Annotated in this window: 21 protein-coding genes; 11 read left to right on the top strand and 10 right to left on the bottom strand. The window is 69.3% G+C overall.

The features are described 5' to 3' along the window. Positions 1-67 precede the first annotated feature (67 nt). Complete coding sequence (locus tag ACKTT0_RS24610; RefSeq protein WP_407852340.1) at positions 68-1891, top strand: SulP family inorganic anion transporter; 1824 nt, start codon at positions 68-70, stop codon at positions 1889-1891. An 8-nt stretch (positions 1892-1899) separates the two neighbouring features. Here the strand turns inward: ACKTT0_RS24610 and ACKTT0_RS24605 are convergent, their stop codons facing one another. From ACKTT0_RS24605 to ACKTT0_RS24580, 6 genes are all read right to left on the bottom strand, one after another. Beyond that, complete coding sequence (locus tag ACKTT0_RS24605) at positions 1900-2658, bottom strand: ABC transporter ATP-binding protein (protein WP_407852339.1); 759 nt, start codon at positions 2656-2658, stop codon at positions 1900-1902. Then, positions 2655-4535, bottom strand: a complete 1881-nt coding sequence (locus ACKTT0_RS24600; protein WP_407852338.1) for an ABC transporter permease — start codon at positions 4533-4535, stop codon at positions 2655-2657. Before ACKTT0_RS24600 ends, ACKTT0_RS24605 begins: the two co-directional genes overlap by 4 nt. Further along, the gene (locus ACKTT0_RS24595) at positions 4535-5749 is read right to left on the bottom strand and encodes an ABC transporter substrate-binding protein (RefSeq protein ID WP_407852337.1); all 1215 of its coding nucleotides are present in this window, start codon (positions 5747-5749) and stop codon (positions 4535-4537) included. Before ACKTT0_RS24595 ends, ACKTT0_RS24600 begins: the two co-directional genes overlap by 1 nt. Before the next feature lie 86 nt (positions 5750-5835). Further along, positions 5836-6003: a 50S ribosomal protein L33 gene (rpmG, locus tag ACKTT0_RS24590; RefSeq protein ID WP_003810296.1), complete on the bottom strand. Its 168-nt coding sequence runs from the start codon at positions 6001-6003 to the stop codon at positions 5836-5838. 38 nt (positions 6004-6041) lie between these two features. Beyond that, complete coding sequence (rpmB, locus tag ACKTT0_RS24585) at positions 6042-6278, bottom strand: 50S ribosomal protein L28 (protein ID WP_028354123.1); 237 nt, start codon at positions 6276-6278, stop codon at positions 6042-6044. 202 nt (positions 6279-6480) lie between these two features. Beyond that, positions 6481-7686, bottom strand: a complete 1206-nt coding sequence (locus tag ACKTT0_RS24580) for a Bcr/CflA family multidrug efflux MFS transporter (protein ID WP_407852336.1) — start codon at positions 7684-7686, stop codon at positions 6481-6483. Positions 7687-7824: 138 nt separating this feature from the next. On the opposite strand from ACKTT0_RS24580, the gene ACKTT0_RS24575 reads away from it, so the two are divergent. The 5 genes from ACKTT0_RS24575 to ACKTT0_RS24555 all read left to right on the top strand — a co-directional run bounded on the left by ACKTT0_RS24575 (position 7825) and on the right by ACKTT0_RS24555 (position 13275). Further along, complete coding sequence (locus ACKTT0_RS24575) at positions 7825-9084, top strand: class I SAM-dependent methyltransferase (RefSeq protein ID WP_407852335.1); 1260 nt, start codon at positions 7825-7827, stop codon at positions 9082-9084. A gap of 480 nt (positions 9085-9564) precedes the next feature. Then, positions 9565-10566 (top strand): ABC transporter substrate-binding protein, encoded by a 1002-nt coding sequence (locus tag ACKTT0_RS24570; protein ID WP_407852334.1) that lies wholly within the window; start codon positions 9565-9567, stop codon positions 10564-10566. A gap of 162 nt (positions 10567-10728) precedes the next feature. Beyond that, entirely contained in the window at positions 10729-11586 is an 858-nt protein-coding gene (locus tag ACKTT0_RS24565; RefSeq protein WP_407852333.1) for an ABC transporter permease, read from the top strand. Further along, entirely contained in the window at positions 11583-12818 is a 1236-nt protein-coding gene (locus tag ACKTT0_RS24560) for a quaternary amine ABC transporter ATP-binding protein (protein WP_407852332.1), read from the top strand. The genes ACKTT0_RS24565 and ACKTT0_RS24560 overlap by 4 nt, the downstream gene beginning before the upstream one ends. An 82-nt stretch (positions 12819-12900) precedes the next feature. Then, positions 12901-13275 carry a tautomerase family protein gene (locus ACKTT0_RS24555; protein WP_028354118.1) on the top strand — a complete coding sequence of 125 codons (375 nt, stop codon included), beginning with the start codon at positions 12901-12903 and terminating at the stop codon, positions 13273-13275. Positions 13276-13315: 40 nt separating this feature from the next. Here the strand turns inward: ACKTT0_RS24555 and ACKTT0_RS24550 are convergent, their stop codons facing one another. The 3 genes from ACKTT0_RS24550 to ACKTT0_RS24540 all read right to left on the bottom strand — a co-directional run bounded on the left by ACKTT0_RS24550 (position 13316) and on the right by ACKTT0_RS24540 (position 16070). Then, positions 13316-14287, bottom strand: a complete 972-nt coding sequence (locus ACKTT0_RS24550) for a Bug family tripartite tricarboxylate transporter substrate binding protein (protein ID WP_407852331.1) — start codon at positions 14285-14287, stop codon at positions 13316-13318. 68 nt (positions 14288-14355) lie between these two features. After that, entirely contained in the window at positions 14356-14826 is a 471-nt protein-coding gene (locus ACKTT0_RS24545; RefSeq protein WP_407852330.1) for a MaoC family dehydratase, read from the bottom strand. Beyond that, positions 14823-16070 (bottom strand): CaiB/BaiF CoA transferase family protein, encoded by a 1248-nt coding sequence (locus ACKTT0_RS24540; protein ID WP_407852329.1) that lies wholly within the window; start codon positions 16068-16070, stop codon positions 14823-14825. The genes ACKTT0_RS24545 and ACKTT0_RS24540 overlap by 4 nt, the downstream gene beginning before the upstream one ends. A 76-nt stretch (positions 16071-16146) precedes the next feature. Here ACKTT0_RS24540 and ACKTT0_RS24535 point away from each other — a divergent pair, with 76 nt between their 5' ends. From ACKTT0_RS24535 to ACKTT0_RS24525, 3 genes are all read left to right on the top strand, one after another. Further along, positions 16147-17070, top strand: a complete 924-nt coding sequence (locus ACKTT0_RS24535) for a LysR family transcriptional regulator (RefSeq protein ID WP_407852328.1) — start codon at positions 16147-16149, stop codon at positions 17068-17070. Positions 17071-17145: 75 nt separating this feature from the next. Next, a complete protein-coding gene (locus tag ACKTT0_RS24530) occupies positions 17146-18105 on the top strand; it encodes a Bug family tripartite tricarboxylate transporter substrate binding protein (RefSeq protein WP_407852327.1) in 960 nt (319 codons plus the stop codon). Between the two features lie 88 nt (positions 18106-18193). Then, entirely contained in the window at positions 18194-19375 is a 1182-nt protein-coding gene (locus tag ACKTT0_RS24525) for an acetyl-CoA C-acyltransferase family protein (RefSeq protein ID WP_407852326.1), read from the top strand. 63 nt (positions 19376-19438) lie between these two features. Here ACKTT0_RS24525 and ACKTT0_RS24520 read toward each other — a convergent pair whose 3' ends face one another. Continuing rightward, the gene (locus ACKTT0_RS24520) at positions 19439-20209 is read right to left on the bottom strand and encodes an IclR family transcriptional regulator (RefSeq protein WP_028354112.1); all 771 of its coding nucleotides are present in this window, start codon (positions 20207-20209) and stop codon (positions 19439-19441) included. A gap of 93 nt (positions 20210-20302) precedes the next feature. Between ACKTT0_RS24520 and ACKTT0_RS24515 the strand changes: the two genes are divergently transcribed. Both ACKTT0_RS24515 and ACKTT0_RS24510 read left to right on the top strand, forming a co-directional pair. After that, a complete protein-coding gene (locus ACKTT0_RS24515) occupies positions 20303-21106 on the top strand; it encodes an enoyl-CoA hydratase (RefSeq protein ID WP_407852325.1) in 804 nt (267 codons plus the stop codon). After that, positions 21103-23181 carry an acetate--CoA ligase family protein gene (locus ACKTT0_RS24510; protein WP_407852324.1) on the top strand — a complete coding sequence of 693 codons (2079 nt, stop codon included), beginning with the start codon at positions 21103-21105 and terminating at the stop codon, positions 23179-23181. Before ACKTT0_RS24515 ends, ACKTT0_RS24510 begins: the two co-directional genes overlap by 4 nt. Positions 23182-23197: the final 16 nt, after the last annotated feature.

The raw sequence follows: 23197 nt of genomic DNA, 5'->3' as shown, positions 1-23197 counted from the left end.
AGGGATTACGCTAGACCCCCCGCCGCCGGTTGGCGGGCACACCGACAACAAGAGGACGACGCAGCACGTGGGCAAGGCGGCACGCAGACTATTCGGGAACTGGGTCGACGAGATCGGGCCCGGCACATTGCGCGCCGATGCCATGGCAGGCCTGCTGGGCGCCTTGCTGGTGCTGCCGCAAGGGGTGGCTTTCGCCACGCTGGCCGGGTTGCCGGCCGAATTCGGCCTGTATTCGGCGATCGTGCCCTGTGTGGTGGCGGCGCTGTTCGGATCCAGCCGCCATGTCATGTCGGGCCCCACCAACGCCAATTCGCTGGCGCTCTATGCCGTGCTGGCGCCGCTGGCGGCGGCCGGCAGCCCCGCCTATATACAGATGGCGCTGGCCGTGACGATCCTGGTCGGCATCCTGCAGTGGCTGGTGGGCGTGCTCCGGCTGGGCTCGCTGGCCAATTTCATCTCGCCGTCGGCCCTGTTCGGCTTCACCAGCGGCGCGGCCGTGCTGATCGCGGTGCATGCGCTCAAAGACGCGCTGGGGCTGGAGATCGGCGCGCACGGCGCCGGCGCGGTGCTGGTCGGAGTGGCGCGCGGCCTGGGCGACCTGCACTGGGGCGCGCTGCTGGTGGCGGCGACGACGGTCGTGGTGTCGCTGCTGGCGCGCCGCTGGGACCGCCGCAAGCCCCACATGTTGATCGGCCTGGCCGCGGGCACCGCGGTGGCGGCGGGCCTGAATGCCTGGGTCTTCGATGCCGCGGGCCGGCCCGTGTCGGTGCTGGGCGCGCTGGCGCAGCCGTGGCCGCCGTTCCATGTGCCGGACATCGACTGGGCGACGCTGCCCGACCTGGTCGGCCTGGCCTTTGCGCTGTCCATCGTCGCCCTGGCGCAGTCGATTTCCATCGCCAAGGCGGTTGCCTCCCGCTCCGGGCAGATCATCGACGCGAACCGCGAATTCATTGGCCAGGGGCTGTCGAATATCGTCGGCGGGTTTTTCTCGTCGTACTTGTCGTGCGGTTCGCTGAACCGCTCCATCCCGAACTACGAGTCGGGCGCGCGCACGCCGCTGGCGGCGGTGTTCGCGGCCGTGCTGCTGGTGCTGCTGGTCATGCTCAGCGCGCCGTTGCTGGCAATGATTCCGCACGCCGCCATCGCCGGCCTGCTGTTGCTGGTGGCCTGGAACCTGCTGGAGCTGCCGCGCTGGCGGCAGGCGGCCCGCATCCAGCGCGGCGAGTTCCTGATCGCCCTGGCCACGCTGGTGGCGACGGTCACCATCCGCATGGAAATCGCCATCCTGCTGGGGACCCTGCTGTCGCTGATGGTGTACCTGCACCGCACCTCGCACCCGGCGATGCGCACGATGGGCTTCGACGCCGACGACCCCGAGCGCCATTTCGCCGTGCTGGAAATGGCGCAGCGTCCGCTGCCGGAGTGCCCGCAGCTCAAGCTGCTGCGCATGGAGGGGTCGGTATATTTTGGCGCGGTGGCTCACGTGGCGGACCAGCTGCAAGCCTTGCGGGCCCGGCCGGACGCGCCCCGGCACCTGCTTATCATGGCCAAGAGCATGAACTTCATCGACCAGGCCGGCGCGCTGCTCTGGGAGGACGAGTTGCGCAAGCGCCGCGAGATGGGCGGCGACCTGTATTTCCACCGGCCGCGGCCCGGCGTCATGCAGATGTGGCGGCGCACCGGCTTCGTCGAGCGGCTGGGCGACGACCGCATCTTCCCCGACAAGAACACGGCGATCGCGCGGATCTACGCGCGGCTGGACCCGGACATCTGCGCGGGCTGCACGGCGCGCATCTTCCGCGAGTGCGGGCCGCTGGGCACTGCCGGGCAGCCATCGCCGCGCTGCGGCGCTGCCGCGGACACCGGCGGCGACGCCGCACGGGCGGGCTGAAAGCGCTGCTACGCCAGCGGGTCGTCCGTGCCCAGGTAGGCAGCCTTGACGCGCGCGTCGGCCGCGATGGCGGCCGGTTTTCCCTGGGCCAGCACCTGGCCGCGCACCAGCACCACGATCTGGTCGGCGTGCTGGAAGACCACGTCCAGGCTGTGTTCGGTGAACAGCACGGCCAGGTCGCGCGTGTCGGCCAGTCCGCGGACCAGGCGCATCAGCGCGTGGCGCTCGCTGGCCGCCATGCCGGCGGTCGGCTCGTCCATCAGCAGCAGGCGCGGCCCATGCGCCAGTGCCATGGCCAGTTCGACCCGCTTGATGTCGCCATAGGCCAACTCGCCGCACGGGCGCTGCGCCTGCCCGGCCATGCCGACCTGCGACAACAGTTCCAGCGCCTCGTCCCGGCCATGGCGATCGGCGCGGCGCCAGCCGTCGAACAGGCGGCGGTCGCGCGACAGCAGGGTGGTCTGGACATTTTCCAGCGCGCTCATCGAGCGGAAGGTGGCCGCCGTCTGGAAGGTGCGGCCGACGCCCTGGCGCCAGATCCGCTCGGGCGGCAGGCCGACCAGTTCGCGGCCGGCCAGCTGCACGGACCCGGCATCCGGCCGCATCTGGCCATTGACCGCGTTGAAGCAGGTCGACTTGCCCGCGCCATTGGGGCCGATGAGCGCCAGCATCTGGCCGGCGGCCAGCGCGAACGATACGTCGTCGAGCGCGCGGATGCCGCCGAACGATTTGCGCAGGCCGCGCACTTGCAGCAGCGGCGCGTTCATGGGCGAGCCCCCGCGCCGCGGGCGGCCAAGCTGGCCAGGCCGCCTGGAAACGCCATGACCAGCGCCAGCACCGCCATGCCCAACACCGCGTGCCAGTACTCCGTCAGCCGCGCCGCGCTGTCCTGCAGCCAGGTGTATGCGGTCGCGCCCGCCAGCGGACCGGCCAGCGCCTGCACGCCGCCCAGCAGCACCATCACCAGCCCGTCGACCGAGCGGCCCACGCCCAGCACGTCGGGCGCGATGCTGCCCTTGGAAAAGGCGTACAGCGAGCCGGCCAGGCCGGCGACCAGCGAGGCGGCGATGAAGCCTGCCCATTGGATGCGTTGCACGTCGATGCCGATGGCCTGGGCGCGCAGGGCCGAGTCGCGTGCGCCGCGCAGGGCATAGCCCAGCGGCGCGAACACCAGGCGCCGCAGCCAGGCCACGCCGGCCGCGCACAGCGCCAGGCTGGCGTAGTAATAGGCGGGCCCGGTGGCCAGCCAGTCCGACGGCCACAGGCCGATCAGCCCGTTGCTGCCGCCCGTCACGCCGTCCCATTGATAGACGAGCGCCCAGAGGATCTGCGCGCAGGCGAGCGTGAGCATGGCCAGGTACACGCCCGACAACCGCACGCAGAACCAGCCGAACACCAGGGCGCCCAGTAGCGCGGCCAGCGGGCCCAGCAGCAGGGCGGCCTCCATGGGCAGCGCCGCCAGTTTCAGCAACAGGGCGGAACCATACGCGCCCAGCCCGAACCACGCGGCATGGCCGAACGAGGTCATGCCGGCCGGCCCGATGAGGAAATGCAGGCTGGCGGCGAACAGGGCGGCGATGAGGATCTCGGTGAACAGCACCGTGAGGTAGGGCCACATCGCATCGGCCAGCGGCAGGGCGAGCAGCGCCACCAGCAGCGCCGCATAGGCCGCGCGCACGCGCCGCGAGGCCGGCGCCAGCGGCCGGGCGGCGGCCGCCGCCGCGCCGGCGGGCTCGGGCGGCTTGCCCAGCAGGCCCCAGGGCCGCAGCACCAGCACGATGGCCATGACGGCGAATTCGGCGACCAGGGTCAGCTTGGACAGGTTGAAGGCCCAGGGGCCGATCTGCGTCTGGCCCGCGAACACGAAGACGGCCTTGGCCAGGCAGATGACCAGCGCGGCCAGGAAGGCGCCCGGCACCGACCCCAGCCCGCCGACCACCACCACCACGAAGGCGCTGGCGATGATTTCCAGGTCGAGCCCGAGAGTGGCGGGCGTGCGCGGCGCGGCCATGGCGCCGCCCAGGCCGGCCAGGAAGGCGCCCAGCGCGAACGCCGAGGTAAACAGCCAGGCCTGGTTGACGCCCAGCGCGGCCAGCATGGTGCGGTTCTCGGCGGCGGCGCGCAACAGCCTGCCCCAGCGGGTGCGCATCAGCAGCAGCCACAACAGGCCCAGTACCGCCGGGCCCAGCGCGATCAAAAGCAGGTCGTAGGCGGGAAAGCGCCGGCCCAGGATCTCGACCGCGCCGTCCAGCCCGGGCGCGCGCGCGGCGAACAGGTCGGCCGGCCCCCAGGCCGCCAGCGCCGCGTCGCCGATGATCAGCACCAGCGCGAAGGTGGCCAGCAGCTGGAACAGCTCCGGCGCCTGGTAGATGCGGCGCAGCACCAGCATCTCGATGGCCGCGCCCAGCACGCCGACCGCCAGCGCGGCCAGCGGCAGCGCCGCCCAATAACCCAGCGCCGAGCCGCCCAGCCATTGAGTGAGCGTCCAGGCCAGGTAGACGCCCAGCATGTAGAACGACCCATGCGCGAAATTCACGATGCGGGTCACGCCGAAGATCAGCGTCAGCCCGGCCGCCACCAGGAACAGCGCGCTGGCTTCGGCCAGGCCGTTCAGCAGCTGCAGCAGCAGTCCGGTCAGGTTCATCAGCGTGCGGGGCGCAGCTGCCGGACAGTCTGGTCGGGCGGTTGCAGGCGGCTGCCGTCGATATAGGAGAAGTCCGTCATGACGCCGCGGCCGTCCTGGACGGCGGTGGTGCCGACGTACACGCCCATGGTCGACTGATGATCGAGCGGGCGGTAGGTGATGGGGCCGAAGGGCGTGTCGACCGCCAGGCCGGAAAATGCCTCGACCAGCTTCTCCGTGTCGGTGCCGCCGGCGCGTTCGATGCCGGCCGCCAGCGACATCAGCGAGGCGTAGCCGACGATCGAGCCGACCTTGGGCGTCTCGTCGTAGCGCTTGCGATAGGCTTCGAGAAACGCCTGGTGGGCCGGGGTGTCGATCGCGTACCAGGGGTAGCCGGTGACGATCCAGCCGGCCGGGGCGTCGGCGCCCAGCGGCTCGAGGTATTCCGGTTCGCCGGTCAGGACGGACACCACCGAGCGGTTTTCGAACAGGCCGCGCGTGTTGCCCTCGCGCACGAAGCGGGTCAGGTCGGCGGCGAACAGCACGTTGAAGATGGCGTCCGGCCGGGCATCGGCCAGCGCCTGCACGACCGCGCCGGCATCGACCTTGCCCAGCGGCACGGCCTGCTCGGCCACGAACTCGATGTCGGGCTGGAACGAGGTCATCATGGCCTTGAAGGTGGCCACGGCGGACTGGCCGTATTCGTAGTTGGGGTACACCAGCGCCCAGCGCTTCTTGCGCAGCGCCAGCGCCTTGGGCGCCAGGGCGGCCACGTGCATCCAGGTGGAGGGGCGCAGCCGGTAGGTATAGCGGTTGCCGTCCTGCCAGGTGATCTTGTCGGTCAGCGGCTCGGCCGCCAGGAAGAACACCTTGCGCTGTTTGGCGAAGTCGGCCAGGGCCAGCCCGGTATGCGACAGGAAGCCGCCGAACAGCAGCTCGACTTTCTCGCGGGTGAGCAGTTCCTGGGCGGCGCGCACCGAGTCGCCCGGGTTGCCGTTGTCGTCGCGCCAGACCACCTGCAGCGGCCGGCCCAGCACGCCGCCGCGCGCATTGACCTGTTCCAGCGCCAATTGCCAGCCTTTCTTGTAGGGGTCGAGGAAGGCCGGGATCGCCTTGTAGCTGTTGATCTCGCCGATGTGGATCGGCGGCGCATCGTTCTTGGCGTGGGCCGTGGGCAGGGCGCTCAGGACTGCCGCGAACGCGGCGGCGCGCAGCAGGGTCAGGGTTCGGGACATGGCGATGGGGCGTGACGCGGCAATGGACGAAAAAAAACGGCCCCGCGATGCGCAGGGCCGTATAACTATACCCAAAACCAGCTGGATTACTTCAGCTTGGTTTCTTTGTAGTCGACATGCTTGCGAGCGACCGGATCAAATTTCTTGATCAGCATCTTCTCGGGCATGTTGCGCTTGTTCTTGGTGGTCGTGTAGAAGTGGCCCGTGCCGGCGGTCGACTCGAGCTTGATTTTTTCGCGGATACCTTTGGCCATGTCGTGCTCCTGGGAGGTCTATGGGGGCGGGCCTGGGATCAGGCCACTTCGCCGCGGGCGCGCAGATCGGCCAGCACGGCGTCGATGCCGTTCTTGTCGATGATGCGGATGGCCTTGGCGGAAACACGCAGGCGAACCCAGCGGTTTTCGCTTTCGACCCAGAACCGGCGCGATTGCAGGTTGGGCAGGAAGCGACGCTTGGTCTTGTTGTTAGCGTGCGAAACGTTGTTGCCCGTCATCGGGCCTTTGCCAGTTACTTGGCATACGCGTGCCATGGTTTTACCTCTAAGTATTCTGGCCGCGCATGGGGAAGGAAAGACAGGTGGTTGGGCTGGGCCCAGTGCTTATACCCGCTTGCCGCCGCCCTATACACGGGTGGAGGATGAAAAGTGGCTGCCACAAAGCATAGTGGTAGCTCAGGGATTCACGAAAACTTCATGTGAAGCTCGCCATTCTAATACGAAAAAGCCAGGAAAATCAAGCAGTCCGGGCGCCCGCGCCGCGTGCGATGTATCCGGACAGCCACGACAGGCAGGCGCAGCACGCCAGCACCGTGGCCAGGGGCAGGGGGCTGGTGGCCTGCCAGACGCTGACCACCAGCCCGGCGACGGCGCCGCACGAGAGCTGCAGGGTGCCCAGCAGGGCCGAGGCGGCGCCCAGGCGCCGGCCTTGCTCGGCCAGCGCCAGCGCGGCCGAATTGGGGTTGACGAAGCCCTGGCTGAACATGTAACCGACCAGGCACGCCATCAGCAGCGGCAGCGACATCTGGCCCGCCAGCGTCAGGGCCAGGGCCGCCAGGCTGGCCGCGGCCAGCGCGGTCAGGGCGCGCCGCTGCAACTGCAGCGGAGTGTGGCGGCGCAGCAGCCGGGCGCTGATCTGCGAGCCGATGATGAGGCCGGCGGCGTTGGCCCCGAACAACAGCCCGTAGTGCTGCGGGTCGACGCCGTACAGTTCGATGAAGAGCCGTGGCGAGCTGATGATGTAGGCGAACATGCCCGCCTGGCCCAGCCCGCCGGCCAGGCTGTGGGCCATGAAGCCCCGGTGGCGGACCAGCGCGGCGTAGTTGCCGGCGATGGAGCGCGCATTCAGCGGTTGCATCCGCTCGGGCGCCAGCGACTCTTTCATGATGAGCGCGGTGGCGGCCAGCATGGCCAGGGCGCCCGCCGCCATCAGCCAGAACAGGCTGCGCCAGCCCATGAAGACCAGCAACTGGCCGCCGACCAGCGGCGCCAGGATGGGGGCGAGACCCATGATCAGCATCAAGAGCGACATGGCGCGGGCGGCGTCCTGCGTTTCGTAGTGGTCGCGGATGACGGCGCGGGGAATCACCACGCCCGCCGCGCCGCCCAGCGCCTGCAGCACCCGGCAGATGGTGAGCATCTCGATGCTGGCGGACAGCGCGCAGCCCAGCGAGGCGGCCACGTACAGTGCCAGCCCGGCCAGCATCGGCAGCTTGCGGCCATAGCGGTCCGCCACCGGCCCGTAGACGACCTGCGCCATGGCCAGGCCGACGAGGTAGGCGGCCAGCGTGCGCTCGACGTCGCCGCGCGGCACTTGCAGGCCGTCGGCAATGGCCGGGAAGGCCGGCAGATACATGTCGATGGAAAAAGGACCGATGGCGGTCAGCACGCCCATGAGGATGAGCCAGCCGGGCAGGGTGCGGGACAGGGATTGAGGTAGCATCGATCTGGGGGATGGTCTGTGCCGCCGGTTGCCATGCAAGCGGAGGCAAGCCGACGACTGTATCACGGGTTGCCTGGCTTACAGCTTGCAATCGTTTTCCGATAAAGTTGCCGGGTTCTTTCATGACGGGGAGAAGCTGTGAATCCTTTGCTGTCTGCTGTAGAACGCAAATTGCAGGGCCTGCCGGTCACCGTGCAGATGCAACTGCCCGACGGCGCCGTGATCGGCGCCGCCGACCCTCAAGTCCGCTTCGTGGCGCGCGACAAGGCCGCCCTGGCCCACCTGGCCGAAGGCGCCGTGGGCGTCCTGGGCCAGGACTACGTCGAGGGCCGCATCGATATCCAGGGCAATATGCGCGACGTGATGGCGGCCGCCTCGGCGCTGCTGCCGGGCTCGCCGGTCGATGCCGCCCGGGGCGGCTGGCTGACCGAACTGGTGCGCAAGGTCATTTCGGTGTGGCGCCACTCGGTCGAGCGCGACGCCCGGCAGATCGAGTTCCATTACGACCTGTCCGACGATTTCTATGCCTTGTGGCTGGACCCGCGCCGGGTCTATTCCTGCGCGTATTACCGCACGCCGGACATGAACCTGGCGCAGGCGCAGGAAGCCAAGCTGGACCACATCTGCCGCAAGCTGCGCCTGCGCGAGGGCGAGCGCTTCCTGGATGTCGGCGCCGGCTGGGGCGGTCTGCTGCTGTGGGCCGCCGAGCAGTACGGCGTGGACGCCACGGGCATCACGCTGTCGCGCAACCAGCATGCGTACGTCAACAAGCTCATCCAGGAAAAAGGCCTGGCCGGGCGGGTGCGCATGGAACTGCTGGACTACCGCAAGCTGGACGAGTCGCAACCCTACGACAAGCTCGCGTCGGTGGGCATGTTCGAGCACGTGGGCCGCGCCCAGCTGCCCGCGTATTTCGCCAAGCTGCGCCGGCTGGTCAAGCCGGGCGGCCTGATCATGAACCATGGCATTACCGCGGCCGGCCTGTACAACGCCGAACTGGGCAGCGGCATGGGCGAGTTCATCGAAAAGTACATCTTTCCCGGCGGCGAGCTGACCCACGTCAGCAGCGTGCTTGAAGCCATGACCAACGGCGGCCTGGAAGCCGTGGATGCCGAGAACCTGCGTCCGCACTATGCACGTACCCTGTGGGCCTGGAGCGACGCGCTGGAGGCGCGCCTGGAGGAGGCGACGCGGGTGCTGCAGGGCGAGCAGGGCGCGCGTTCGCTGCGCGCGTACCGCCTGTACCTGGCCGGCTGCGCCATGGCGTTCCAGCATGGCTGGATCGCCCTGCACCAGGTGCTGGCCACCTCGCCGGCGACCGGGCGGCCCGACGAGCTCGATAACCCGGCGGATCTGGCCTACCCGTGGCGGCGCGCCTATATGTATGAGGATCGCTGAGCGCGCTGGTCGCAGCACTGCCGGCGCCAGGCGCTGACAAGCGCCTGGCGCCGCCGGCGGACCCCGAGAATGGTCCATTGGAAACAAAAAGAAACTAAATCATTCAAGCATGTGTTGCGCTGCAGCACCAGCAATGCCAGGGGCTGCGGGCCCGTTCGTTGGGGCTTTCCCTAGCCGATTTTTGGCTATTTGTATCAAAATGCTCCAGACTTGTGGTTGGTCGCCTGGGCAAAATCGGCTAAGATGCCGTCTTCTTCATTTAGTTTCTTTCAATTTACTGCCAGTCCGTGTCGGCCCGTTGCGGCGCGTCCCGGACCTGCTGTCTGACGAGGCCGTTCGCCATCCTCGGCGCCGCGTCTCGCTGCTAGTGTCGGTTTGTATTGGCGGCCTGCCCGTCTTCCGCACAACCCCCTTAGCTCCACGGCATACCGCGGCCATCTGGCATGCGTTGTGTCCCTGAACCTATGGAGGCAAAAGCCAATGCGTTTCACCCCTGTCAAGACCCTGGCCGCCGCGGCGGCGCTTTGCGCGTTCACTGGCGCCGCCCACGCGGCTGACGCGCCGCAGTGCGAACTGGACCGTCCGGTCAAGTTCGGCGGCATGAACTGGGAATCCAACCTGGTGCTGGTCGATATCGAGCGTTTCATCATGGAAAAGGGCTACGGCTGCAAGACCGAGACCCTGCCCACGGAAACCCTGCCCGCCCTGGCCGCCCTGGAGCGCGGCGACCTGGATATCAACACCGAGATCTGGCTGAACAGCGTGGCCGACCCCTGGGACAAGGCCCAGAAGACCGGCAAGGTCAAGCGCATCGGCGACGTCTACATGGGCGGCGAGGCCTGGTTCATTCCCAAGTACACTGCCGAGCGCCTGCCCGAGCTGAAGTCGGCGGCCGACCTGCCCAAGTTCAAGGACGAGTTCCAGGATCCGGAGGAGCCCTCCAAGGGCCGCTTTTATGGCTGCCCGGCGGGATGGGGCTGCGAAGTCACCAGCACCAACCTGTTCCACGCCCTGAAGCTCGACGATACCTACACCCTGTATTCGCCCGGCACCGGCGCCGCGCAGAAGGCGGCCCTGATGTCGGCCTACAAGCGCAAGCAGAACGTGGTGTTCTACTATTGGTATCCGACGCCGCTGGTGGGCGCGCTGGACCTGGTCAAGCTCGAGCTGCCTCCGTATGACGCCGAGAAGCACAAGTGCCTGACCGCGCCCAAGTGCGCCAATCCGCAGCCCAGCGCCTACCCCGAGAATCCGGTGTTCACCGCCGTCAATACCGAGTTTTCGCAGAAGGCGCCGAAACTGACTGAATTCCTGTCCAAGGTTTCGATCCCGCTGCCCGAGGTCGACCAGACCCTGGCGCACATGGAAGAGTCCGGCGATGATTCCGCCGCCGTTGCCCAATGGTTCCTGAAGAACAAGTCCGATGTCTGGACCAAATGGGTACCCGCCGAGGTCGCGACGCGCGTCCAGGCCGCGCTGTAATCCGGCCCTGGCGCCCCGCCGCCTGCGGCGCGGCGCCGCCTTGCCCGGCCCTGTCCCCGCGCGCGGCCGCCGTGCCGCGCCGGGAACGCGTGCCGAGGGCCATGCGGCTGGCCGCCTGCGCCCGGCCGCATCACCCTGCGGCACGCCCGTATGGAGTTGCCTATGTTTCCTGAGATTATTCCGCCGCGCGCTGTGCGCGGCGCCATCGACACGTTTGTCGATCACCTGGTCACGCGCTATGCCGACACGCTCGAGGCAATGTCGCGGCCTTTCCTGGATGTGCTGGTGTGGCTCGAGCAGGTGCTGCGCAGCACGCCGTGGTGGGTGGTGGTGCTGGCCACCATCGCCATCGCCTGGGGCGTGAGCCGCCGCATCGGCCTGAGCGTCGCCATGGGGGCGCTGTTGTGCGTCATCGGCCTGCTGGGCCTGTGGGACGCCGGCATGCAGACCCTGGCGCTGATGATCATGGCCGCCGGCCTGTCGGTCATCATCGGCATCCCGGTGGGCGTGCTGATGGCGCGCGCCAACTGGCTGCGCTCGATCATGCTGCCGGTGCTGGACGTGATGCAGACCATGCCCAGCTTCGTCTACCTGATCCCGGTGGTGATGCTGTTCGGCCTGGGCAAGATCCCGGCCATCATCGCCACGGTCATCTACGCCGTGCCGCCGCTGATCCGCCTGACCGACCTGGGCATCCGCCTGGTGGACCGCGAGGTGCTGGAAGCCTCGCGCGCGTTCGGTGCCACGCCGCGCCAGCAACTGTTCGGGGTGCAGCTGCCGCTGGCCCTGCCCAACATCATGGCGGGCATCAACCAGACCACGATGATGGCGCTGTCGATGGTGGTGATCGCCTCGATGATCGGCGCGCGCGGGCTGGGCTATGAAGTGCTGCTGGGCATCAACCGCCTGGAAGTGGGGCGCGGCCTGCTGGCCGGCCTGGGCATCGTGGTGCTGGCGGTGCTGTTCGATCGCATCACGCAGTCCTACGGGCAGCGCGTACGCAAAGGAGGCCATCGATGAGCAAGATCGAAGTCAAGAACATCTACAAGATTTTCGGTCCGCATCCCGGCAAGTGGCTGCAGGCCGCCCAGGACGGCATGAGCAAGGAAGACCTGCTGGCCAGGAGCGGCCACACGCTGGGCCTGCGCGACATCAGCCTGTCCATCGAAGAGGGCAGCATCTACGTCATCATGGGCCTGTCCGGCTCGGGCAAGTCGACGCTGATCCGGCATTTCAACCGGCTCATCGAGCCCAGCGCCGGCCATATCCTGGTCGACGGCGTGGATGTCGTCAGCCTCGGCAAGCGCGAGCTGGAAAGCTTCCGCCAGAAGAAAATGAGCATGGTGTTCCAGCGCTTCGGGCTGTTCCCGCACCGCACGGTGCTGGAGAACGCGGCCTATGGCCTGACCGTGCAGGGCATGCCCAAGGCCGAGCGCGAGCAGCGCGCGCGCCATTGGCTCGACCAGGTGGGGCTGAACGGTTTCGAGGCTCAGTATCCGCACCAGCTGTCCGGCGGCATGCAGCAGCGCGTGGGGCTGGCGCGGGCGCTGGCGACCGACGCCGAGATCCTGCTGATGGACGAAGCCTTCTCGGCGCTGGACCCGCTGATCCGCCGCGAGATGCAGGACCACCTGCTGCAACTGCAGGCGCGCCTGAACAAGACCATCGTGTTCATTACCCACGACCTGGACGAGGCCCTGCGGCTGGGCAACCGGATCGCCATCCTGAAGGACGGCGAGCTGGTGCAGGAGGGCACGCCGGAGGACATCCTGCTGAACCCGGCCAACGACTACGTGCAGGCCTTCCTGCAGGACGTCAACCGCACCAAGGTGCTCAATGCCGCCCATGCCGTCAACCCGCCGCGCCTGACGCTGACCATGCGTTCGCGGCCGGCGCATGCGCTGGACCGCATGCGGGCGCTCAGCTTCGAGTACGCCCCGGTGCTGGACGGCAAGCGGCTGGCGGGCGTGCTGACGGCGGAGGTGGCGCAGCGCGCGGTCGAGTCCGGCGCGCGCGACGTGTCCGCATTCGTCGAGGACCTGGCCTCGGTGCCGGCCACCGCCGGGCTGGACGAGGTGCTGGCGCGCCTGGTGCACAGCGACCAGCCGGTGGCCGTGACCGGCGAAGACGACGAGTTCATCGGCATGTTGTCGCGCAAGAAGGTGGTGGACCTGGTCACGCCCACGCCCGTGGAGCCCGCGCCGGCCGATCCGGCGCCCGCCGAGGCGCCCCAGGCTGAGCCCTCGCGCTGAGCGGGGGGCGGGGAGGGCGGCCCGCCGCGGCTTTCGCTATGATGAGCGCTTCTCTCACGGCTCATCACAGCGGAACCCTCCCATGCCTATCTTGAATGTCCAGATCATGCAGGGCCACTCGGCCCAGCAGAAGTCCGAACTGCTGACCCGCGTGTCGCAGGCTGTCGTCGACAGCCTGGCGGCGCCGCTGGCCAGCGTGCGCATCGTGTTGCAGGAAGTGCCCCCCGAGCACGTCATCGTGGCCGGCGAGCTCGGCAAGGACATGGCCTTGCTGCGCGTCATGCTGATCGAGGGCCGCACCGAAGAAAAAAAGGCCGCCATGCTGGCGGCGGTGAGCCGGGCCGTGCACGACAGCATCGGCATTTCGGAAGAGGACGTGCGCATCATCATCACCGACGTACCCAAGACCGACATGGGCGTGGCCGGCGGCATCAGCGCCAAGGCCGCGGGGCGCTGAGTCCCGCGGCCGCCGGGCCTCCTTTTAGCGTGGACAGGCCCTAGTCCAGCCGGACATCGGCCGCCTGCACGACCTCGTGCCAGCGGTCGATCTCGGCCCGGATATATTCGCCGTACTCGGCGGGCGACGATCCCAGCGGCTGCGCGCCCTGCGCGGCCAATTGCTTGAGCACCGGCGGCGCCTGCAGCGCCTTGCGGATCTGCGCGTTGAGCGCATCCACCACTGCCTGCGGCGTGCCCGCCGGCACCACCATGCCTTGCCAGGCGCCCATTTCGAAATCGGGCGCCACGGTCTCGCCTAGCGTGGGCGTGTCGGGCAGTTGCGGGCTGCGCGCCTTGCTGCTGACCGCCAGCGCTTTCAATTTGCCGTCGCGCACGAACCCCAGCGAGTCGTTCAGCGTGTTGGCCATGAACTGCACCTGGCCGCCGACCAGGTCGGTCATGGCCGGCGCGCTGCCGCGGTACGGCACATGGACCGCCTGTATGCCGACCGAGCGCAGGAACAGCAGGGCGCCCAGGTGCGTCACGTTGCCCGCGCCCGCCGAGCCGTAGGACAGCTTGCCGGGATGGGCGCGGGCATAGTCGACGAACTCCCGCACGTCATTGACGGGCACCGACGGGTGCGTGAGCAGCACCAGCGGGATCACCGCGGTCGACGACACCGCGGTGAAATCCTTGACCGGGTCGAAAGGCAGGTTGCGGTACAGGTTCGGGCTGAGGGCGATCGACGAGGTGTTGTACAGCACGGTGTAGCCGTCCGGCTTGGCGGCCGCGGCATACTGCATGCCGATATTGCCGTTGGCGCCGCCCTTGTTCTCGACGACAAAGGCCTGGCCGGTCTGGTCGGCCAGCTGCTTGGCCAGCACGCGCGCCACCAGGTCGGTGGGCCCGCCGGGCGGGAAGGGCACCACCACGGTGACCGGGCGCTCGGGCCAGGCGGCCCGCGCCGGGGCAGGCCCCGCCAGGACGAGGACGGCCAGGGCGGCCGCGGCGATCCGGGTGAAGGTTTTCATATTGCTTGTCTCCTTGTGCTTGTTCTATATGGACGGCACCGGACGCCGTCGTCCGGTTGCCGCGGCACTCAGGCCGGCCTGCCGGCCAGCATGCGCGTGGCGGTATAGGTCATCACGGGCTGGCCGTGCTGGTTGCGCACTTCGATCGCCGAACTGACCACGGCGCGGTTGTGCCGCGAGGTGGGCCGGATGCCGGTGACCTCGATTTCGGCCCAGACGGTGTCGCCGGCCACGACCGGCGCGAGCATTTTCTTGTGCACCTCCAGCAGCGCCAGCCCGGTGCCCTGCACCATGCCCTGCATGATCAGGCCTTCGATCAGCCCGTAGGTCAGCGCGCCCGGCGCCGGGCGGCCGCGGATCGCGCCATGCTCGTAGGTGGCGTCGATGAAGATGGTCTCCAGCATGCCGGTGACGCTGATGAAGTTGACGATGTCGGTCTCGGTCACGGTCCGGCGGAACGTGCGGAAGCGCTGGCCGACCTGCAGGTCTTGCCAGTAGTAGCCGTGTCCCAGCAACGGCGCCGGGCGGGAATCAGTCATGGCGTGTCCTCCTGTGTGGAAAGGGGTGGCGCGGCCGGCTCGCGCGCCGCGCCGCTGGCCAGCAGCGTCTCGATCCGCGCGGGATCGAACCCGGCCTGGCGCAGCACCTGGCGCGTGTGTTCGCCCAGGCGCGGCGGCATGGCGGGCGCGACCTGTGAGCGCTGCAGCCGCACCGGGTTGCGGGCGAAGCGATAGCGCTTGCCCGCCGCGCTCTGCAGCGGCACGAAGAAGTCCACGCTGCGCAGGTGCGGGTCGTGTTCCAGGTCTTCCAGCCGGTTGACCGGCGCGGCGGGAATCTCCAGGCGTTGGCACAGCGCCAGCCAGTGCGCCGTGTCGCGGCCGGCGACGATGCCGCCCACCAGCTCGTAGAGCGCCTCGATATGCCGGGTGCGCGCCGAGATGTCGGCAAAGCGCGCGTCGCCGGCCAGTTCCGCGTGGCCGGTCTCGGTGAAGAAGCGCTGCCAGTGCGCGTCGGTGTACGGCATCATGCACAGATGGCCGTCAGCGGTCTGGTAGGGCCGCCGCCACGGGGCCAGCACGCGCGGGTAGCCGGCCGGGCCGGGCGCGTCCTGCAGGTGGCGGCCGTACAAGTGTTCCACCAGCAGGTAGGATGTCATCGATTCGAACATCGGCACTTCCAGGTGCTGGCCCAGGCCGGTGCGTTCGCGCTGGAACAACGCCGCCAGGACCGCATGCGCGGCGACCAGCCCGCAGGTCTTGTCGGCCGCGATGGTGGGCAGGTAGCGCGGGGTGCCGCCTTGCCGCCGGGTGATGTCGGCCACGCCGGACAGCCCCTGCACGATATCGTCGTAGGCCGGCAGGCCCGCGTAGGCGCCGCCCTCGCCGAAGCCGTAGAGGCCCGCGTAGACCAGGCGCGGGTTGCGCGCGCACAGTGTGTCCGGATCCAGGCCCAGGCGCGCCATCTTGGCCGGCCGCATGCTGTGCATCAGCACGTCGGCGCCGTCCACCAGCGCCAGCAGGGCCTCGCGCGCGGCGGCCTGCTTGAGGTCCAGCACCACGCTGCGCTTGTTGCGGTTGATGCCGAGGAAAATCGCCGCCAGCCCGTCTTCCTGCTGCGGCCCGGTGCGGCGGGTGGAGTCGCCCTCGGGGGACTCGATCTTGATCACGTCGGCGCCATAGTCGGCCAGGATCTGCGAGGCGTAGGGGCCGAACACGACCGAGGTCAGGTCCAGCACGCGCACGCCGGCCAGGGCGCTGCGTTCGGGGTCGGTGGGAAGCGTCATGGGCGCATCCTAACCAGGCAGTGCATAAGCGTCTAATATGGTGTTTGTATTGCGTGATATCGAATTCGTTATGGCCATGGACCTCCGTCAACTACGCCAATTCGTCACCATCGCCGAGCTCGGCAGCTACCGCCGCGCCGCCGAAGTCCTGCATATCGCCCAGCCGGCCCTGTCGGTGTCCATCCAGAAGCTCGAGCATGGCGTGGGGGCGCAGTTGCTGGAGCGCGGCGCCAAGGGCGTGTCGCTGACGCCGGCCGGCGCGGCCCTGATGGCCGATGCGCGGCGCGCCCTGTTCCATGCCGACCAGGCGCGGCAGTCGGCGCGGCGCGTGGCGCTGGGCGAGCAGGGCCGCCTGCGGCTGGGCTTCGTGGGCTCGGCCACCTACATGCTGCTGCCGCGCTGCCTGCCGGTATTCCGGCGCCGCTATCCGGACGTCGAGCTCGAGCTGCGCGAGGACAGCACGGTGCGGCTGGCCGGCATGCTGCGCGCCAACGAGATCGACGCTGGCCTGGTGCGCGGCCCGCTGGCCGAAGACCCATCCTTGTCGAGCTGGGTGGTCGAGCGCGACAGCCTGATCCTGGCCCTGCCGGCCGCCCATCCGCTGGCGGGCGGTCCGGTGGCGCTGCAGGCCGTGCGGTCGGAGCCCTTCGTCATGTATTCGCCGGCCAAGGTGCCGGGCCTGCATGGCGTGGCGCAGGCCTTGTGCCGCAAGGCGGGCTTCTCGCCGCGCATCAGCCAGGAAGCCATCCAGGTGCAGACCCTGGTCAGCCTGGTGGCCAGCGGGCTGGGCGTGGCGCTGGTGCCGGGCGTGACGCGCGCCTATTCCACCCCGCATGTGGCGTTCGTGGACCTGACCGATGCCGAAGCGCACGACGCGCTGGCCCTGTCGCTGGTGGCGCATCGCGATACGTCGTGCGTGCCGGTGCTGAAGCTGCGCGACGTGATGCTGGCCACTCAGGCGATACCGAATCGCTATGGCGAGCTAATGAATCAGTATTAGACGGGTCCGCCGCCGGTTGCCTACCCTTGGGTCCGCGCGCATGGCCGTGCGCGCCGATAATCCAGGAGACAACCCATGAACCGCTTTTTCCGGCTGGCCGCGCTGCTGTGCGCGGCCTTGCTGTCGCCGGCCGCGCATGCGGCATACCCCGAGCAGCCCATCCGCCTGGTCGTGTCGTTTCCGCCGGGCAGCGGCACCGACAGCAACGCCCGCTATGTGGCGCAGCAAATGGAGGCCCGGCTGGGCGTGCCGGTATCGGTGGAGAACCGGCCGGGCGGCAACAGCTTCATTGCCGCGCAGGCGGTCGCCACGGCCCGGCCCGACGGCTACACGCTGCTGCTGGCCAGCAACTCGCCGGTGGCCACCAACGCCGCCATGTTCAAGCAACTGCCGTACGACCCCGTCAAGGACTTCGCGCCGGTCGCTCGCCTGGGCTTCGGCGCGATGGCGCTGGCGGTGCAGGCCGGCGCGCCTTACCGGAGCGTGGCCGAGCTGGTCGAGGCGGGCCGCCGCGCTCCCGGCAAGCTGAACTACGGCAGCGGCAGCGCCTCGTACCAGATCGCCACCGAGCTGTTCCTGTCGATGGCCGGCATCGAGGCCACGCATGTGCCGTACAAAGGCGCCGCGCCGGCGCTGACCGACCTGGCCGGCGGGCAGGTGGACCTGGTGTTCGCCGACTACGGCGCGGTGATCCCGTTCGTGCAGGCCGGCAAGATGCGGCTGCTGGCCGTGACGGGCCACCAGCGCCTGCGCAGCGCCCCCGATGTGCCGACGCTGCAGGAATCCGGCTTCGACGGCTACTACATGGTGAACTGGACCGCCGCCTTCGCGCCGGCCGGCACGCCGGCGGCCGTGGTCGACAAACTGTCGCGCACCCTGGTGGACATCTACCGCACCGCCGATGCCGAAGCATTCCTGGCGCACACCAGCTGGGAGGCCTTCCCCGCCGGGCCGGCCGAACTGGGCGAGTTCCAGCTGGCGGAGATCCGCAAGTGGGCCGCGGCGGCCGAGCGCGCCGGCATCCCCAAGCAATAGCGCCGCCTGGGGGACGGGCTTGGACGCCATGTTGCACTGCACAGTATGATCGGGCTATCCACGTTTGGGATCGCACAGGAGGAACACCATGAATGAAGTCATCGTCGCCGCAGCCGCCCGCACCGCCATCGGCGATTTCGGCGGCGCATTGAAGGACGTCCCGCCCATCGACCTGGGCGCTGCGGTGATCAAGGAAGCGCTGGCGCGCGCGGCGGTCGGGGGCGACGAGGTCGGCCACGTCGCGGTGGGCCACGTCATCAACACCGAGCCGCGCGACATGTACTTGTCCCGCGTGGCCGCCATGAACGCCGGCATTGGCAAGGAGACGCCGGCGTTCAACGTCAACCGCCTGTGCGGGTCGGGCCTGCAGGCCATCGTGTCGGCCGCGCAGACCATCATGCTGGGCGACGCCGAGATCGCCGTGGGCGCCGGCGCCGAAAGCATGAGCCGTGCGCCGTACATCGCGCCGGCGCAGCGCTGGGGCGCGCGCATGGGCGACGCGGCGCTGCTGGACATGATGACCGGCGCGTTGTCCGACCCGTTCGGCCGCATGCACATGGGCGTCACCGCCGAGAACGTGGCCGCCAAGTTCGGCATCAGCCGCGCCGACCAGGACGCGCTGGCGGCCGAATCGCACCGCCGCGCGGCGGCCGCCATCGAGTCCGGCCGTTTCCGCGAGCAGATCGTGCCCTTCGTCATCAAGACGCGCAAGGGCGAGGTCACGTTCGACACCGACGAGCACGTACGGCGCGACGTCACGGCGGAAAGCCTGGCGACATTGAAGCCGGTGTTCCAGAAAGAGAACGGCACCGTCACCGCCGGCAACGCCTCGGGCCTGAACGACGGCGCCGGCGCCGTGGTGCTGATGAGCGCGGCCGCCGCCGAGCGGCGCGGCGTCAAGCCGCTGGCGCGCCTGGTTGCCTACGCGCATGCCGGCGTCGATCCCACCATCATGGGCATCGGCCCGGTGCCGGCCACCCAGGCGGTGCTCAAGCGCGCCGGCCTGGCGGTCGACCAGCTCGACGTGATCGAAGCCAACGAAGCCTTCGCGGCGCAGGCTTGCGCGGTGTCGCGCGAACTGGGCCTGGACCCGGCCAAGGTCAACCCCAACGGCAGCGGCATCAGCCTGGGCCATCCCATTGGCGCGACCGGCGCCATCATCACCGTGAAGGCGCTGTACGAACTGCAGCGCGTGCAGGGCCGCTATGCCCTGGTCACCATGTGCATCGGCGGCGGGCAGGGCATCGCGGCGGTGTTCGAGCGCGTCTAGCGCCTCGCGAGGCGCCGCGCCCCCCGGGGCCTGGCGCCTGTCCCCCGGGCGCCGGCGCTGTCGCTACAGCCCGGCGTATTCCCGGCTCCATGCGCGGCATTCGGCGCGCAGCAGTTCTCCCATCTCGACCCGGCGGCGGGCGTCCAGCCGGCTGCTGATCGCGCCGAAGCTCACCGCCACCCAGGTCAGCGCCGACACCGGGAAGGCCACGCCGACGCCGGACACCCCCGGCGTGATCGTGTCCACGATCGTGGCGTAGCCCGCCTGGCGCGCCTGGCGCACCATCTTGGCCAGCCCCGTGCGCGTGAAGCCCGCCTGCGCATAGAGCGGCGCGTGCCGCTCGTACAGCAGCGCGATCTCGTCGTCGTCCAGGCTCGCCAGCAGCGCCAGTCCGCCCGCGCCGATGCCCAGCAGGCGGCGCTCGCCCTGGTCGATGGTGAACACCTTCACTGGAAAGCTGCCGGCCTCGCGCAGCAGGCATAGCGCGTAGTCGCCCTGGCGGATCACCAGGAACACCGTATCGCCCGACAGGCGCGCCAGCTTCTGCGCGAACGGGCGCAGTGCGTCCAGCAGCGGCGTATGGCGCAGCGAGGCGAAGCCCAGTTGCATCGAGTCGACCCCCAGCCGGTACTTGCGGCTGGCCGGATCGCGTTCGGCGAAGCGCTCTTCCAGCAGGCAGCTCAGCAGGCGGTGCGCGGTGGAGCGTTCCAGCCCGGTGCGCGCCATGACGCCCTGCAGGTCGATGCCGTCTTCCTGGTGCTGGGCCAACACCCGCAGCAGGGCCAGCGCGCGCCGCATGCTCTGGGTGCCGCCGGTCGATTTAGAGGTGTTCATATTGTGGGATAAATTAAACGAATATTTTGTATTCTAGGAATGGCAGGGCGTAAATTCAATTCGGCCGAGCATGACAACGGACGAGGAGACTTCATGGAATACGCCACTCTCGCTGTGCAACAGCATGGCGCGGTCTGCCGCATCAGCCTGGCGCGCCCCGCTGCGCGCAATGCGCAAAGCCAGCAGATGCTGGATGAACTGGACCAGGCGCTGGCGCGCGCCGCCGACGACCCGGCCGTACGCGTGGTGGTGCTGGCCGGGCAGGGCGCGCATTTCTCGGCGGGCCACGACCTGAAAGAAGCGCAGGCCAAGCGCGCCGACTTCACCGTCGAGGAACGCTGGGCCTATGAATCGCAGCGCTATTACGGCTATTGCCTGCGCATCTGGGATTTCCCCAAGCCCACCATCGCCGAGGTGCAGGGCGCCTGCGTGGCGGGCGGCTTCATGATCGCCAACATGTGCGACCTGGTCGTCTGCGCCGACGACGCGTATTTTTCCGACCCGGTCGGCCATACGCTGGCGGCGGCCGCCACCGAGGTGCTGATCCATCCGTGGGTGATGGGCCTGCGCAAGGCCAAGGAAATGCTCTACACCGGCGAGAAGGTCGGCGCCGAAGAGGCGCTGCGCATCGGCATGGTCAATCGCGTGGTGCCGCTGGCCGAACTCGAGGCGGCCACGCTGGCCCTGGCGCGGCGCATCGCCCAGGCGCCGCCGTTCGGCCTGAAGCTGGTGAAGCGCTCGCTGAACCGCACCGCCGACGCACAGGGCTTCCGCACCGCGCTGGCCGCGCATTTCGATACCCACCAGTTGTCGCACCTGACCGAGGAATACCGCGTCGTGCGCGAGCGCGGCCTGGCGCAGGCCATCCAGCGCAACAAATCGGGCGGGGCCGCATGACGCATCGCCTGGAACCCTTGCTGAACCCCGCCTCGATCGCGCTGATCGGCGCCAGCGGCGACGCGGGCCGCATCGGCGGCATGCCGCTGGACCTGCTGACCCGCTTTGGCTATGGCGGACGGATCTTCCCCGTCAATCCGAAGTACCAGGAAGTCTTCGGCCTGCGCTGCTGGCCCGACATCGAATCGGTGCCGCAGCCGGTCGACCTGGCCGTGCTGGCCATCGGCGCGGCCGACGTGACGCCGATGCTCGAGCGCTGCCACGCCCGCGGCGTGCGCGCCGCCATCGTCTACGCGGCGGGCTTCGCCGAGGCCGGCGGCGCGGGCGCGCGCCTGCAGCAGGAGCTGGAGCAATTCGCGGCCGCGTCCGGCATGGTGGTGGCCGGCCCCAACTGCATGGGGTTCGCCAACCTGAATACGCAGGCCCATACCGCGTTCGCCTCGGTCTTCAAGACCGCGCCCATGCAGCAGGAGCCGGGCCAGGTCAGCCTGCTGACGCAAAGCGGCAATGTCTGCGCCGCCGTGTATGCCATCGCGCGCCGCCTGGGCCTGCCGTTCTCGCAATTCATCAATACCGGCAACGAGGCCTGCGTCGATTTTTCGGCCTACCTGGAATACCTGGCGCAAGACCCGCATACCGAGATCGTGCTGGGCTACCTGGAGCAGTTGCGCGACGGGCCCGGGTTCGTGCGCGCCTGCCGCGAGCTCGAGCGGCGCGGCAAGGTCCTGATCGCGTTGAAGGCGGGCGCCACCGACAAAGGCGCGCAGGCCGTGCGCTCGCACACCTCGGCGCTGGCCGGGGACCAGCGTGTCTATAGCGCGGCGTTCCGGCAATTGGGCGTGATCGAGGCCGGCGACTTCGCGCAAATGGCGCAGCTGGCCGGGCTGGCCATGCTGCGGCATCGCAGCGCGGGCCGGCGGGTCGCGGTGCTGACCATGTCCGGTGCGCTCGGCGCGATCCTGGCGGATCGTTTCGTGGCGGCCGGGCTCGACCTGCCGGAACTGCCGCAGGATCTGCAGGCTACCCTGCGCGGCGGCATTCCCGATTACGGCATGGTGGGCAATCCGGTGGATGTCACGGGCAATGTGGTCAACAACCCGGGTTTCGTGCGCGCCGCGCTGCAGGCCCTGGCCACCTCTGACGCGATCGATGCCGTGGTGGTGTATGCGCCCGGCTACATGCTCGACCGCATGGCCGAGGCGCTGGCCGACGTGGCGCGCGCGCATCCGCGCCTGTTCGCCGCCATCGACACCGGCGCGGCGCAATGCCGGCAGGCGCTGCGCGAGGCCGGCGTGGCCGTATTCGACGACCTGGGCCTGGCCGTGTCGGCGCTGGCGCCATTCCTGGCGTGGTGCGAGGCGCGCAAGCGCCCGCATGACGCCGGCGCGCCCGCGGCTATCGCGCCGGGCCTGCCGCCGCTGCCCTGTAACGAGGCGGCCGCGCGCGCTTACCTGGGCCGCTTCGGCCTGGCCGATGCGGCCCGCGTCGCGCGCGACGCCGACCAGGCGGTGGAGCTGGCCGGCGAGCTCGGCTACCCGGTGGCGTTGAAGATCCTCAGCGCCGACATTGCGCACAAGACCGAAGCCGGCGGCGTCGCCCTCGACCTGGCCGACGCGGCCGCGGTGCGCGCCGCCCACGCGCGCCTGCAGGCCGCCGCCGCCCGCCATGCGCCGCGCGCGCGCCTGGACGGCGTGCTGGTCCAGCGCATGGAGCGCGGCGTGGCCGAGCTGATCGTCGGCGCGACGCGCGACCCGGTGTTCGGCCCGGTCCTGACCGTGGGCCTGGGCGGCGTGCTGACCGAACTGTACGGCGACACTAGCCATCGCGTGCTGCCCATCGGCCCGGACGAAGCCGGCCGCATGCTGCGCGAGCTGAAGGTGTTCCCGTTGCTGGACGGTTACCGCGGCAAGCCCAGGGCCGATGTGGCCGCGGCCTGCCGGGCGATCGTGGCAGTGGGCGATGCGCTGCTGGCATCGCCGGGCGTGGCGGAGATCGAAGTGAATCCGCTGCTCGTCAAGGAGGCGGGGCAGGGCGTCGCGATGCTGGACGCGCTGATCCTGCCGCATTCGCAGTAATCCATCGTTTCGCAAG

The sequence above is a fragment of the Bordetella saccharivorans genome (assembly GCF_045862855.1).
GTDB lineage: Bacteria > Pseudomonadota > Gammaproteobacteria > Burkholderiales > Burkholderiaceae_B > Bordetella_A > Bordetella_A petrii_F.
Note: the sequence above shows the minus strand (reverse complement) of the source record. Positions and strands in the feature narration are given on the sequence as shown.

Excerpts from the sequence above, each read along its gene's own strand:
- ACKTT0_RS24535 (WP_407852328.1), top strand. The coding sequence starts at position 16,147 with ATGGACCTCCGTCAACTACGCCAATTCGTCACCATCGCCGAGCTCGGC.
- ACKTT0_RS24545 (WP_407852330.1), bottom strand. The coding sequence starts at position 14,826 with ATGACTGATTCCCGCCCGGCGCCGTTGCTGGGACACGGCTACTACTGG.
- ACKTT0_RS24570 (WP_407852334.1), top strand. The coding sequence starts at position 9,565 with ATGCGTTTCACCCCTGTCAAGACCCTGGCCGCCGCGGCGGCGCTTTGC.
- ACKTT0_RS24510 (WP_407852324.1), top strand. The coding sequence starts at position 21,103 with ATGACGCATCGCCTGGAACCCTTGCTGAACCCCGCCTCGATCGCGCTG.
- ACKTT0_RS24530 (WP_407852327.1), top strand. The coding sequence starts at position 17,146 with ATGAACCGCTTTTTCCGGCTGGCCGCGCTGCTGTGCGCGGCCTTGCTG.
- rpmB (WP_028354123.1), bottom strand. The coding sequence starts at position 6,278 with ATGGCACGCGTATGCCAAGTAACTGGCAAAGGCCCGATGACGGGCAAC.
- ACKTT0_RS24580 (WP_407852336.1), bottom strand. The coding sequence starts at position 7,686 with ATGCTACCTCAATCCCTGTCCCGCACCCTGCCCGGCTGGCTCATCCTC.
- ACKTT0_RS24540 (WP_407852329.1), bottom strand. The coding sequence starts at position 16,070 with ATGACGCTTCCCACCGACCCCGAACGCAGCGCCCTGGCCGGCGTGCGC.
- ACKTT0_RS24525 (WP_407852326.1), top strand. The coding sequence starts at position 18,194 with ATGAATGAAGTCATCGTCGCCGCAGCCGCCCGCACCGCCATCGGCGAT.
- ACKTT0_RS24515 (WP_407852325.1), top strand. The coding sequence starts at position 20,303 with ATGGAATACGCCACTCTCGCTGTGCAACAGCATGGCGCGGTCTGCCGC.
- ACKTT0_RS24555 (WP_028354118.1), top strand. The coding sequence starts at position 12,901 with ATGCCTATCTTGAATGTCCAGATCATGCAGGGCCACTCGGCCCAGCAG.
- ACKTT0_RS24550 (WP_407852331.1), bottom strand. The coding sequence starts at position 14,287 with ATGAAAACCTTCACCCGGATCGCCGCGGCCGCCCTGGCCGTCCTCGTC.
- ACKTT0_RS24600 (WP_407852338.1), bottom strand. The coding sequence starts at position 4,535 with ATGAACCTGACCGGACTGCTGCTGCAGCTGCTGAACGGCCTGGCCGAA.
- ACKTT0_RS24565 (WP_407852333.1), top strand. The coding sequence starts at position 10,729 with ATGTTTCCTGAGATTATTCCGCCGCGCGCTGTGCGCGGCGCCATCGAC.
- rpmG (WP_003810296.1), bottom strand. The coding sequence starts at position 6,003 with ATGGCCAAAGGTATCCGCGAAAAAATCAAGCTCGAGTCGACCGCCGGC.
- ACKTT0_RS24595 (WP_407852337.1), bottom strand. The coding sequence starts at position 5,749 with ATGTCCCGAACCCTGACCCTGCTGCGCGCCGCCGCGTTCGCGGCAGTC.
- ACKTT0_RS24560 (WP_407852332.1), top strand. The coding sequence starts at position 11,583 with ATGAGCAAGATCGAAGTCAAGAACATCTACAAGATTTTCGGTCCGCAT.
- ACKTT0_RS24605 (WP_407852339.1), bottom strand. The coding sequence starts at position 2,658 with ATGAACGCGCCGCTGCTGCAAGTGCGCGGCCTGCGCAAATCGTTCGGC.
- ACKTT0_RS24520 (WP_028354112.1), bottom strand. The coding sequence starts at position 20,209 with ATGAACACCTCTAAATCGACCGGCGGCACCCAGAGCATGCGGCGCGCG.